Source organism: Enterobacteriaceae endosymbiont of Donacia vulgaris (assembly GCF_012568445.1).
GTDB lineage: Bacteria > Pseudomonadota > Gammaproteobacteria > Enterobacterales > Enterobacteriaceae.
This window is the reverse complement of sequence record NZ_CP046190.1, coordinates 353713-367041: the sequence shown is the minus strand read 5'-3', so window position 1 is coordinate 367041 and position 13329 is coordinate 353713. Positions and strand designations below refer to the sequence as shown.

The following is a 13329-nucleotide window of genomic DNA, read 5'->3' as shown; positions in this document are numbered from 1 at the left end:
AGTATTATATACTATGTTAAAGAAAAAAAAATTAAAATTTAATTTTTTATTTTACGATTACGAAACTTTTGGATTAAATCCTAAAAAAGATAGAATCGCACAATTTGCTTGTATACGTACTGATATTAATTTAAAAATAATAGAATCTCCTATAGTTCTTTATTGTCAATTACCTAATGATTATTTACCTGATCCTAAATCTATTATTATCCATAATATAAGTCCTTATTTAGTAAATTTTAAGGGATTAAAAGAAAATAAATTTGCACAGTATATTAATAAAATATTTTTATATCCTAATACTTGTATTTTAGGATATAATAATATTAATTTTGATGATGAATTTAGTAAATTTTTATTTTATCGTAATTTTTATGATGCATATAGTTGGTTTTGGAAAAATAATAATAGTAGATGGGATATATTAAATTTAGTTAGAGTATGTTATGTATTAAGACCAAATGGTATTTTATGGCCAAAAAAAAATAATATACCAATATTTAATCTTCAAAAAATAGCTTTATTAAATAATATAATAAAACATCATAATGCACATGATGCTTTATCTGATGTATACGCTACAATATCTGTTACTAAATTAATAAAAACTAAACAACCATTGTTATATGAATATTTTTTAAAATATAGAAATAAAAAAGAAATAATAAAAATTGTAAATTTTGCAAAAATTCAGATTTTAATTCATATTAGTAATATTTACAAAAATAAAAATAATAATATAAATTGTATTACACCTTTATTTTGGCATCCAAAAAATAAAAATATATTAATTGTATTTAACTTAATAAAAAACATAAATAGTTTTTTAGAAATGTTAAAAAATAAAAATCAATTAAATAAAGAAAATATTTTTTCATATATAAAATTTATTAATTTTAGTAAATCTCCATTATTAATGCCAATTAATATTTTAAAAAAAATAGACATTCAAAGATTAAATTTTAATATTATGTTTTATTTTAATAATTTTATAAAACTTAAAAAAAATTTTTTTAAAATAAAAAAAACTATTAAATTAAATTTAATTAATTTTAATCAAACATATAATGAAACAAATATCTTTAATGTAGATGAACAATTATATAAAAATTTTTTTTCAAATATTGATGTATGTAAATTTCAACAAATAAATAATAAAAATTTTATTAATATAAATATGAACAAAAATTTTTTTAAGGATCAAAGAGCTAATATTTTATTATTAAAATATAAAGCAAGAAATTTTCCATTTATTTTAAATAAAATAGAACAAAAACAATGGCATAGATATCAAAAAAATATTTTCAATAAAAAATTTTTAGATAATTATATTTTAGAAATTGAAAAACTTTTAAAAAATCAACTTTGTAAAAAAAAAATTTTAGTATTACAAAATTTACTAAAATATACAAAATATTTTTATAAACAACTAATATAATATATGTCCTAATTTTATATTTTTAGTTTTTAAATATTTATAATTATAAAAATTATAATTTATAATTAAAGGAATTCTATCTATTACATTTATACCTTTTTTCTTTAAAATATCTATTTTATATGGATTATTAGTTAATAATTTAATATTTAAAATACCTAATATTTTTAATATATTTACACAAGAAAGAAAGTTTCTTTCATCTGCATGAAAACCTAATGCAAAATTTGCTTCTACAGTATCTAGTCCTCGATCTTGTAAATTATATGCTTTAATTTTATTTAAAAGTCCAATATTTCTTCCTTCTTGTCTATGATAAATTAATATTCCACAATTTTCTTGAGAAATTTTTTCTAAAGATAATTGCAATTGAAAACCACAATCACAGCGTAAACTAGAAAAAACATCTCCTGTTAAACATTCTGAATGTATTCTTGTTAAAATAATTGAATTTTTATATATTTTTTCTAATCCATATATTAATGCAATATGATTTTTACCTGTATTTATCTCTTTAAAACCTATTATCATAAATTCTCCCCATTTTGTAGGGAGTTTTGCTCTAGATATTTCTTTGATATTCATAATATTTTACCTATAAAAAATTTAAAAATTTTATAAAAAACAATATTTATTAAAATATTTTATTAAAAAAATAATATATTTAAAATATTTTTATTAAAGAAATAATTTATTATATTGAATTTTTTATTAAAATAATTTATTTATATAATAAACTATTATTTTTAGGAATTATATGAATTTATTAAAGTCATTAACGACAGTTAGTATAATAACATTATTTTCTAGATTATTAGGTTTTCTTAGAGATAGCCTTATAGCTAAAGTTTTTGGTGCAGGAATTTATAGTGATTCTTTTTTTATAGCTTTTAAAGTACCTAATTTATTACGTCGTATATTTGCAGAGGGAGCATTTTCTCAAGCTTTCACTCCAATATTAGCAGAATATAAAAATAAAAAAAGTAAAAATAACACAAAAAATTTTATTGCTTCTACATTAGGTATATTAATTATTATACTATCTATAATAGTAGTAATAGGTATATTATTTTCTTCTTTAATTATTTCTATTATTGCTCCTGGATTTGTTAACACAGATTATAAATTAAAACTTACAGTAAAAATATTAAAAATGACTTTTCCTTATATATTATTAATATCATTATCCTCATTAGCTAGTTCAATTTTAAATATTTGGAAAAATTTTTTTGTCCCGGCAGTAACTCCTATTTTATTAAATATAAGCATGATTTTATTCATTATTATATTTCCTAATCTTTTAAATCCTTCAATTCTAATTTTAGCATGGGCTGTTTTAATTGGTGGTTTATCACAAGTTTTTTATCAATTAATTTATTTAAAAAAAATAAATATGTTGATTTTTCCTCATTTTAAAAATTTTGATAAAGGAGTATCAAGAGTTTTTAAAAAAATGGGTACAGCTATTATTGGTGTAGCAGCTACACAAATATCTTTACTTATTAATTCTGCTTTTTCATCTTTTTTAATTACAGGTTCTATTACTTGGATTTATTATGCTGATCGTTTAATGGAATTACCTGTAGGTATGTTTGGAATAGCATTAACAATAGTTTTATTACCAGCTTTAACTGATGCTTTTACTCAAAATAAAGAAAAAGAATATAATCAATTAATGGATATAGGTTTACGTTTATGTTTTTTATTAATAATACCTAGTGCTTTAATTTTAGTTTTTTTATCAAAACCATTATTAATTTCTTTGTTTCAATATGGAGCTTTTACATATTTTGATGTATTAATGACTGAAATAAATATTATTATTTATTCAGTAGGATTAATATTTTTAATAATTGCCAAAGTATTAGCCATTGGATTCTATGCAAGACAAGATGTCAAAACACCTGTTAAAATTAACATAATTGTTTTAATTATTACTCAATGTCTTAGTCCTTTTTTTATATTTTTTTTACATCATATAGGATTTCCTATTGCTATATGTTTTGCCGCGTTTTTAAATGTTATTTTATTATTTAATAAATTAGTTAAAAAAAATATTTATAAACCAGAACCAGGATGGTCTAATTTTTTATTTCGTATTATTATTGTGACACTTATTTTAAGTCTAATTTTATTATTTATATCAAATATAATGTCTGAAAAATGGTTAATTTTATCTTCTTTTAAAATACGTATGTGTTACTTATTAAGTATTTGTTCTACAATTTTTATATTATATATATTTATATTATTTTTATTAGGGTTTCGTTTAGAAGATTTTTCTTTAAAAAATATAGTAAAATAATTTATTATTTTAAGAAAAAATATAATTTATATTATTAATTATTTTAATATTTAAAAATAAATAGATATTATTTATATAATAAAAATAATAATAAAAAATCATTAATATTTTACTTAAAACATTTATAAATTATTTAAATAAAATTTTATACATTAAATTCTTTTTTATTTTTATCTATTAGAATATATAAAAAAATCTATTTTTAGGTTATTATAATATGATAATGAAAACAAAATTATTACATTTAAAAAGTCATAAAAGTAATTATAAAGGTTTATATGTAACGAAAAATGCATTTCTACAAATAAATAAAATAATTCAAAAATATAATGATAAAAGGATAAAATTGTGTTTAAAAAAATCTGGTTGTTTTGGTTTCAAATATAAAATTGTATTGATTAAAAAAATCTTTAATAATGAAATTATATTTAAAAAAAAAAATATATATATTTTTGTAGATAATAAAGACATTATTTTTATTGATGGAACTGTTATTGATTTTATACAAAATAATTTTAATCAATCATTTGAATTTTATAATAGTAAAATTAAAAATTTTTGTGGGTGTAAAAAAAGTTTTAATATTGATTTAAAAAAGAATTAATAATATGCATAATAATTTAAAATATTTAAGAAAACAAAAAAAAATATACAAAGAAGGATTTTCTACTGAATTAAAAAATGAAAAATTTATTCCTGGTATTAATTTAGATGTAATATATAAAATATCTAAAATTCGTAATGAACCAAAATGGATGTTAAATTTTAGATTACAAGGATATTATTCATGGATAAATCAAAAAGAACCTCATTGGTTAAATGGTTTTTACGAAAAATTAAATTATCAAAATTATATTTATTATTCAGCTCCATTAAATAATTTAAAATTAAATAATCATATTAAAAATAAATATTTAACATCTGAAGTAAAAAATACATTCAATAAATTAAATATTCCTATTAATAATAATCCTAATATAGCTGTAGATGCTATTTTTGATTCTGTTTCAGTTATTACAACAAATCAAAAAAAGTTATTAAATAAAGGAATTATTTTTTGTTCTTTAAACGAAGCTATAATAAATTATCCTGAATTAGTTAAAAAATATTTAGGTTCTGTTGTTCCTGCTAATGATAATTTTTTTGCAGCATTAAATGCTGCTGTCGCTTCTGATGGGACATTTATTTATATCCCTAAAAATACGTGTTGTCCTATAGACTTATCTACTTATTTTAGAATTAATGAAAAGCAAATTGGACAATTTGAACGTACTATTTTAATTGCTGATGAAAATAGTTATCTTAATTATATAGAGGGTTGTTCTGCTCCCATTAGAAATAATTCTCAATTACATGCAGCTGTAGTTGAAGTAATTTTACATAAAAATGCTCAAGTTAATTATTCAACAGTACAAAATTGGTTTTCAGGAAATTCTAAAAATAAAGGAGGAATTTTAAATTTTGTAACTAAAAGAGCAATATGTAAAGGTGAAAATAGTAAAATGTCTTGGACACAGTCGGAAACAGGAGCAGCAATTACTTGGAAATATCCTAGTGTTATTTTAGAGGGGGATAATTCTATAGGAGAATTTTTTTCTGTTTCTTTGACAAATGGAAATCAACAAGCTGATACTGGTACTAAAATGATTCATATAGGTAAAAATACAAAATCTAAAATTATCTCTAAAAGTATTTCTACTGAAAATAGTAAAAATACTTATCGTGGATTAGTATCAATTAATAAATTAGCAAAATATTCTCGTAATTTCACACAATGTGATTCGATTTTAATCGGTTCTAAGTGTAGTGCTCATACATATCCTATTATCAATATATTAAATAATACAGCACAAATTGAACATGAAGCTACTACTTCAAAAATTGAAGAAGATCAAATATTTTTTTGTTTACAAAGAGGATTAGATCTTGAAAATGCTATTTCTCTTATTATCAATGGATTTTGTAGAGATGTTTTTGTTAAATTTCCTTTAGAATTTGCAGTTGAAGCGCAAAAATTATTGTCTATTCATTTAGAAGACAGCATAGGATAAAAGAATATATTTAATAATAATTAAAAAGAAAATTATGTTAAAAATTAAAAATTTACATGTTCATATAAATAATAAAAATATTTTAAATGAATTTAATTTAAATATTTATCCTGGAGAAATACATGTAATTATGGGACCTAATGGTTCAGGAAAAAGTACTTTATCATATATATTAGCTGGTAAAAAAGGATATATTATTTCTAAAGGAAAAATATTTTATAAAAATGAAAATTTATTATTAATAGAACCTGAAATTAGGGCTAGAAAAGGAATTTTTGTATCTTTTCAATATTTAATTGAAATACCAGGAGTAAGTAATAATATATTTCTATTTAATTCTTTAAAAGCAATAAAAAAATACAAAGAAAAAAAAAAATTAGATAGATTTACTTATAATAATATTATAAATGAAAAATTAAAAATTTTTAAAAAACCAAAAGATTTTTTACAACGTTTTGTAAATGTTGATTTTTCAGGAGGTGAAAAAAAAATCAATGATATATTTCAAATGTTTGTACTAGAACCAGATTTATGTATATTAGATGAAATAGATTCTGGATTAGATATTGATGCATTAAAATTAGTATGTAAAATAATTAATATTATGAAAAATACAAGTAGATCATTTTTAATTATTACTCATTATAGTCGTATTCTTGATTATATAAAACCTAATTTTATTCATATATTATATAATAAAAAAATTGTAACATCAGGAGATTTTAAGATTATTTCTTATTTAGAAAAATATGGATATGGATACTTTAATGGAAAATAATATTTACAAACAACTAAAAAATATTTATCAATTACATACAAAATCTCATTTTTCTAAAAAATCGGAGATTCATTGGTATAAAATAAAAAATTTATTAAAAAAAAAAATAGATAATAATCAGAAAAATTTTTTTAATTATATTAATAATAATATTTTAACCAATAATCAAAAATTATTTATAAATATACATCAATTAAAAAATTTTTTATTTAAAATAGATGCTGTTATATTATTTTTTATTAATGGCAAGATAGATAAAAATATTAGTAATATAAATAATTCATATTTTTTAATAAATATTAGTAAAATTAATAATATTAATTATAAAAATTATTTTTTTAAACATAATATTTATTCTCACTTATCTGAATCTTTCACGAAAGAAATTATATCTATAAATTGTACAAAATCTGTTTATAATAAACCTCTTTATTTAGTATATTTTAATGTAGGTAATAAAAATAAAAAAATTTTTATGTCTAATTATAGAAATTATATACATATAAATAATATTTATCCTATTACTTTAATAGAACATCATATTAATATAAATCAGTTATATTTTAATAATATTTTTAATACTTTTATTTTAAGTAATAATGCTAAATTAGAATATTATAAATTTATCACAAATGAAAATAATAATAAAAATTATTGTACTATTAATAATGATTTTTATTTATATAATAATGTGTTTTTGAAACAATATGATTTATTAATGTCTTCTAAATATATAGAACAAAACAATAGATTTAAATTTATAGGTCAAAAATCCAAATTAATATATAAAAGTATATCATTAGCTAAAAATAATAATTTAATTAATATAAATAATTATGTAGAACATGAAGAAGGAAATTGTTGTAGTATTCAAAAACATAAGGCAATTACTTTAGATAATTCTACTATAAATTTAATTAGTTTATTAAAAATTAATAAATTTGCTATAAAAACAGATGGACAAATAAATTATAGTAGTTTATTATTAAGTAAATTATCAAAAATAAATATACAACCAGGGTTAGATATTTTAAATAATAATGTAAAATGTACACATAGTGTTTTTACAGGAAAAATAGATTATAATCAAATTTTCTTTTTTCAAATGAGAGGTATAAATTTTCAAAAAGCATATAGTATATTATATATGTCATTTATACTAGATTCTTTAAAAGAAATTTATAATGATAATTTAAAAGAAATTTTTTTAAAAAAAGTATCGTGTTATTTGTCAATAGAGAATTTTTTTCATGAGTTTTAATATAAAAAATATTAGAAAGCAATTTCCAATTTTATTTAATAAAATTAATGGTAATAAATTTATTTATTTAGATAATGCTGCTACTGTCCATAAACCTAAAAAAGTAATTTCTGCATTATATCATTTTTATAAAAATGAATATTCTTCAGTAAACCGAGGTATATATCATTTAAGTATTAATTTAACCAATAAAATGGAAAAAATACGTAGTGAAATTGCAACATTTATTAACGCAAAATATTCTGAAGAAATAATTTTTACTAAAAGTACTACAGAAAGTATTAATTTAATTGCAAATACTTGGGGTTTAAGTAATATATTACCACATAATAATATTATTATTTCTGCAATGGAACATCATTCAAATATTATACCTTGGAAAATATTATCTCAAAAAATAGGGTTTGCTATACGGATAATACCATTAAATGAAAATGGAGATTTAAAATTAAATAAAATTAATAATTTAATTGATAAAAATACTTGTTTAATTTCAATTACATACATTTCAAATGTTTTAGGAACTATTAATCCTATTAAAAAAATAATTAAACTAGCTAAAAAAAAACATATCATAACTGTAATAGATGGTGCACAAGCAATTGCAAATAAAAAAATTGATGTTCAAGATTTGAAGTGTGATTTTTTTGTTTTTTCTGGTCATAAAATTTTTGGTCCTACTGGTACAGGTATTTTATATGGCATACAAAAAATATTAGAATTAATGCCTCCATGGCAAGGAGGAGGAGGTATGATCACAGATATATATAAAAATAATTTTATTTGGGAAAAAGTTCCTTGGAAATTTGAAGCTGGTTCTCCTAATATATCTGGAATTATAGGATTAGGTACTGCAATCTCATGGTTTACATCATTTGATATAAAAAAAATTATAGAACATAATAAATTTTTAACAAACTATACTTTAGAAAAACTTAATTCTATCTCGAATATTAAAATATACGGGAAAAAATATTTTAGTAAAAATAGAATAGGTATAATTGCATTTAATCTAGGAAAATTCCATTCTTATGATATTGGTAGTTTTTTAGATCAATATGGTATAGCTATTCGTACTGGTCATCATTGTTCTATACCAATTATGCAATATTTTAAAGTTACATCAATGTGTAGAATTTCTTTTTCTATCTATAATAATATAGATGATGTTGATTTTTTTATAGAAAAATTAATTTATATAAATAAATTATTAAAAAAATAATTATGTCATATATTTTACCTAGTAAAAATGAAATTAAAAATAATTTAAAAAGTTGTTATAATTGGGAAGAAAAGTATTTATATATAATTGAATTAGGGCATCAAATACCGATTTTATCTAAAAAAGAATATTCTTTAGAAAATTTTATTCCAGGATGCCAAAGTAGAGTATGGGTTAAAATTAAAGTTACTACAAATAATTATGTTAAATTTAAAGGAGATAGCGATTCTTCCATTATTAAAGGACTATTAACAATAATTTTTATTTTTTATAATAAAAAAACTTATAATGAAATTATAACTTTTGATATTCAATCATGTTTTAAAAAATTATATTTTAATAAATATTTAACTAATTCTAGAATACAAGGTATTAATATAATTATAAAAAATATTATAAGTAAATTAAAAAAAATAACTTATAATTTACAAATAAATAAAAGTAATATAGAAAAAAATAAATTTTAATATTTATTAAATAAAATAATTTAGGAAATATAAATTTTATGAAAAAAACAAAAATAGTGTGTACTATAGGACCTAGTTCTGAATCTGAATATATTTTATCTAATTTACTAAATTTAGGTATGAATGTTGCTAGATTGAATTTTTCACATGGTAATCATAAGGAACATCAAAAACGTATTGATACTTTAAAAAAAATTATAAAAAAAACAGGTAAAAAAGCAGCAATTTTATTAGATACTAAAGGTCCTGAAATACGTACTATGAAATTACATAATGGAAAAGACGTATATTTAAATACTGGAGAAAAATTTATTTTAACTACTGATCAATCTATTATTGGTAATAATAAATGTGTTGCCATTACTTATTCAAATTTAATTAATGATTTAAAAATAGGAGATAAAATTTTAATAGATGATGGGTTAATTTCAATGAAAGTATTAAATATAATTAATAATAAAATAATATGTAAAATATTAAATAGTGGTAAATTATCAGAAAATAAAAGTATTAATTTACCTGGAATATCAATAAACTTACCTTCTTTATCAGAAAAAGATAAATATGATTTAATTTTTGCATGTAAAAATAAAATAGATTATATTGCAGCATCTTTTATACGTAAAAAACAAGATATTATAGAAATAAAAAATTTTTTAAAAATACATAATGGTAATAATATTCAAGTTATAGCAAAAATTGAAAATCAGGAAGGATTAAATAATTTTGATGAAATATTAGAAATTGCTGATGGTATAATGGTAGCTAGAGGTGATTTAGGAGTAGAAATACCTGTAGAAAATGTTATTTTTGCTCAAAAAATGATAATTAAAAAATGTAATTATTTTGGTAAAATAGTCATAACTGCTACACAAATGTTGGATTCTATGATTAAAAATCCTAGACCAACTAGAGCAGAAGCTGGTGATGTAGCTAATGCTATTTTAGATGGTACAGATGCAGTAATGCTTTCTGGAGAAAGTGCTAAAGGTAAATATCCACTAGAAGCTGTATCTATTATGTCTACAATTTGTGAAAGAACTGATATTACTATGACTAATAGAATTAATTTTTATGATAATACAGATATGAGTATTACTGATGCTGTATGTCGTAGTGCAGTCGAAATAGCAGAAAAATTAAAAGCTCCTTTAATAATTGTAGCTACTCAGTTAGGAAAATCTGCAAAATCAATAAGAAAATATTTTCCTAAAGCTATAATTTTAGCTTTAACTACAAATAAAAAAACTGTTAAACAATTAATTTTAAGTAAAGGGATAATAACTACATTAGTAGATAAAATCTCATCTACAGATGATTTTTATATTATAGGGAAAAAAGTAGCTTTAACTAGTCGATATGCTGTAAAAGGAGATGTTATTGTAATGGTTTCTGGTGCTTTAGTACCTAGTGGAACAACTAATACAACTTCTGTCCATATTATATAATATTAAAATCTTTAATTTAAATTAATAAAATTTTAGATTATTAAATAAAATTTCTAAAATATTATTTTTTTCTAATTTTTTCAATAGAAACATGTAAATTTTTAATTAAAATATTAATTTCTTCTAAAGTCGTAAATCTTCCGAAAGAAATACGAATAGAACATTGGATTAATTGATTAGTTAAACCTAAAGATTTTAAAACATGAGATATATTATGTTTATTTGAATTACATGCAGAAGAAAATGATATAACAATATTTTTCATTTCTATCATAAGAATTTTATTAAAAATATTTTTAAAACCAATGTTAATTATATAGGGAGAACTATTTTTTAAACTACCATTTAAGTATACTCCTGAAATATTTTGAATTCCATCCCATAGTTTATTTTTTAATATTTCTATTCTTTTTTTTTCTTTTTCTATTTCATTATTAGCAAGATTTAATGCTTTTGATAAACCAATTATTTGATGAGGTGCTAAAGTTCCTGATCTTAATCCTTTTTCTTGCCCTCCTCCATGTAATAAAGGTGTTATAATTATTTTAAATTTCTTTTTTTTTATATATAACACCCCAATTCCTTTTGGACCATAAAATTTATGTGAAGAAAATGATAATAAGTCAATATTTATTTTTTTTAAATTTAATTTATATTTACCAACACTTTGTGTTGCATCTACATGAAAAAGTACATTTTTTTTTTTACATATATTACCAATTTTAAAAATATTATTAATTGTTCCTATTTCGTTATTAATATGCATTATAGAAACTAGAATAGTTTTCTTGGTAATTTTTTTTTCTAATAAATTGATATCTAAAATTCCTGTATTTGAATGTTTTATATATATAACCTTTATACCCAATTTTTTTATAAAATTACAAGTTTCTAATACAGCTTTATGTTCAATCATACTTGTAATAATATTTTTTTTATTATAGTGTATATAATTATATATAATTCCTTTAATAGCTAAATTAATAGATTCAGTAGCACTAGATGTAAAAAATATTTCTTCTTTTTTGCAACTAAGAATATTGGCTATATTAATTCTAGAATGTTCAATTTCATTTTTTGCTTTTATGCCTAAATAATGGGAAGATGATGGATTAGCAAATATTCCATCTATAGTAAGATAGTTATTCATTTCTTCTAAAACTCTTTTATCAACAGGAGTTGTAGAAGCGTAATCTAAATAAATAAATTTATTCATAATATAATTTATTAATATTTGTTTTTAATATTTTAATAAAAATTTATATATATAATATAATATATATTTAATTATTCATTAATAATATTATATATTTTATATATAAATATTGTAAATAAAGTAGAATTTTTATGAAAAAGTCATTTTTAAAACCACAAAACACAATATTTATTTTTGATTCTGGATTAGGTGGTATTACAATATATAATTATATAAAAAATATTTTTTTTAATATAAATTTTATTTATTTATTAGATAATAAATATTTTCCTTATGGAAATAAATCAAAAAATTTTATTTTTCAACGTTTAATAAAAATTTTAAAAAAAATATCATATCATTATAATATTTCATTAGCTATTATTGCGTGTAATACTGCTAGTGTTTCTAGTTTACCTAAAATAAGAAATTATTTTACTTTCCCAATTATTGGTGTTAATCCTGTTATTAATCTAGCTATAAAAAAAACCCAAAATAATGTAATTGGTTTATTAGCAACTAATACAACTTTAAGAAACGATAAAATACAAAAAACAATTCATTTTTTTAAAAAAAAATACGAAATAAAAACAATATCATCTTCAAAACTAGTTTTATTAGCAGAAAAAAAAATATTAGGATATGATATTATTATAAACGAAATAAAAAAAATTTTTAAACCTTGGTATGCATTAAAAGTATTTCCAGATACTATAGTTCTAGGTTGTACCCATTTTCCATTAATTTTAAATGAATTAAAAATTATTTTACCTCAAAAAATATGTTTTTTAGATTCAAAAAAAAATATTATTTTAACATTTAAAAAAAATATGAATTATAATTCAAATATTTTAAGTAGAAAAAAAAATATTGTTTTTTATACTAAAAAAAATAAATATATAAAAAAAATAAAAAATTTATTTTTTAAAAAAAATTTTACAGTTTTTTCTAACTTTATATTATAAAATATTTTCATTTAACTAAAAAATTAAATAAAATACTTGACTATTCATTATGAATCTGTAAGATAATAATATTGTTTTTAGTTCTTTAAAAATAGACAAAAGATTTTCAAGGACACTCTTGGAGAGAGTATTATTGAAATTATAAATTTATAGTTTTATTTTAATAAAATTTGTAAATTTATTTTATTAAGGTTTTATA

Annotated in this window: 12 protein-coding genes; 10 read left to right on the top strand and 2 right to left on the bottom strand. The window is 19.0% G+C overall.

Going from position 1 to position 13329, the window contains the following annotated elements:
• Window positions 1-13: 13 nt before the first annotated feature.
• Entirely contained in the window at window positions 14-1438 is a 1425-nt protein-coding gene (gene sbcB / locus GJU01_RS01810; RefSeq protein ID WP_168868135.1) for an exodeoxyribonuclease I, read from the top strand.
• On the opposite strand, the gene ribA is transcribed toward sbcB, so the two are convergent.
• Window positions 1430-2023, bottom strand: coding sequence for a GTP cyclohydrolase II (gene ribA, locus GJU01_RS01805; protein ID WP_168868134.1), 594 nt, complete (start codon window positions 2021-2023; stop codon window positions 1430-1432). The two genes, sbcB and ribA, sit on opposite strands and share 9 nt — an antisense overlap.
• A 172-nt stretch (window positions 2024-2195) precedes the next feature.
• Between ribA and murJ the strand changes: the two genes are divergently transcribed.
• The 8 genes from murJ to pykF all read left to right on the top strand — a co-directional run bounded on the left by murJ (window position 2196) and on the right by pykF (window position 10970).
• The gene (gene murJ / locus GJU01_RS01800) at window positions 2196-3743 is read left to right on the top strand and encodes a murein biosynthesis integral membrane protein MurJ (protein ID WP_168868133.1); all 1548 of its coding nucleotides are present in this window, start codon (window positions 2196-2198) and stop codon (window positions 3741-3743) included.
• 223 nt (window positions 3744-3966) lie between these two features.
• Complete coding sequence (locus GJU01_RS01795; RefSeq protein WP_168868132.1) at window positions 3967-4347, top strand: HesB/IscA family protein; 381 nt, start codon at window positions 3967-3969, stop codon at window positions 4345-4347.
• A 4-nt stretch (window positions 4348-4351) separates the two neighbouring features.
• Window positions 4352-5794: a Fe-S cluster assembly protein SufB gene (gene sufB, locus GJU01_RS01790; RefSeq protein WP_168868131.1), complete on the top strand. Its 1443-nt coding sequence runs from the start codon at window positions 4352-4354 to the stop codon at window positions 5792-5794.
• 34 nt (window positions 5795-5828) lie between these two features.
• Window positions 5829-6572: a Fe-S cluster assembly ATPase SufC gene (gene sufC / locus GJU01_RS01785; protein ID WP_168868130.1), complete on the top strand. Its 744-nt coding sequence runs from the start codon at window positions 5829-5831 to the stop codon at window positions 6570-6572.
• Window positions 6550-7833: a SufD family Fe-S cluster assembly protein gene (locus GJU01_RS01780; protein ID WP_168868129.1), complete on the top strand. Its 1284-nt coding sequence runs from the start codon at window positions 6550-6552 to the stop codon at window positions 7831-7833. Before sufC ends, GJU01_RS01780 begins: the two co-directional genes overlap by 23 nt.
• Window positions 7823-9055 (top strand): SufS family cysteine desulfurase, encoded by a 1233-nt coding sequence (locus GJU01_RS01775; protein ID WP_168868128.1) that lies wholly within the window; start codon window positions 7823-7825, stop codon window positions 9053-9055. The genes GJU01_RS01780 and GJU01_RS01775 overlap by 11 nt, the downstream gene beginning before the upstream one ends.
• Window positions 9056-9057: 2 nt before the next feature.
• Complete coding sequence (locus GJU01_RS01770; protein WP_168868127.1) at window positions 9058-9522, top strand: SufE family protein; 465 nt, start codon at window positions 9058-9060, stop codon at window positions 9520-9522.
• A 38-nt stretch (window positions 9523-9560) separates the two neighbouring features.
• Window positions 9561-10970 (top strand): pyruvate kinase PykF, encoded by a 1410-nt coding sequence (gene pykF, locus GJU01_RS01765; RefSeq protein ID WP_168868126.1) that lies wholly within the window; start codon window positions 9561-9563, stop codon window positions 10968-10970.
• Between the two features lie 61 nt (window positions 10971-11031).
• Here pykF and GJU01_RS01760 read toward each other — a convergent pair whose 3' ends face one another.
• On the bottom strand, window positions 11032-12186 hold the full coding sequence (locus GJU01_RS01760) for a cysteine desulfurase family protein (RefSeq protein ID WP_168868125.1): 1155 nt from the start codon (window positions 12184-12186) through the stop codon (window positions 11032-11034).
• 131 nt (window positions 12187-12317) lie between these two features.
• Here GJU01_RS01760 and murI point away from each other — a divergent pair, with 131 nt between their 5' ends.
• Window positions 12318-13130 (top strand): glutamate racemase, encoded by an 813-nt coding sequence (murI, locus tag GJU01_RS01755; protein WP_168868124.1) that lies wholly within the window; start codon window positions 12318-12320, stop codon window positions 13128-13130.
• Window positions 13131-13329 lie beyond the last annotated feature (199 nt).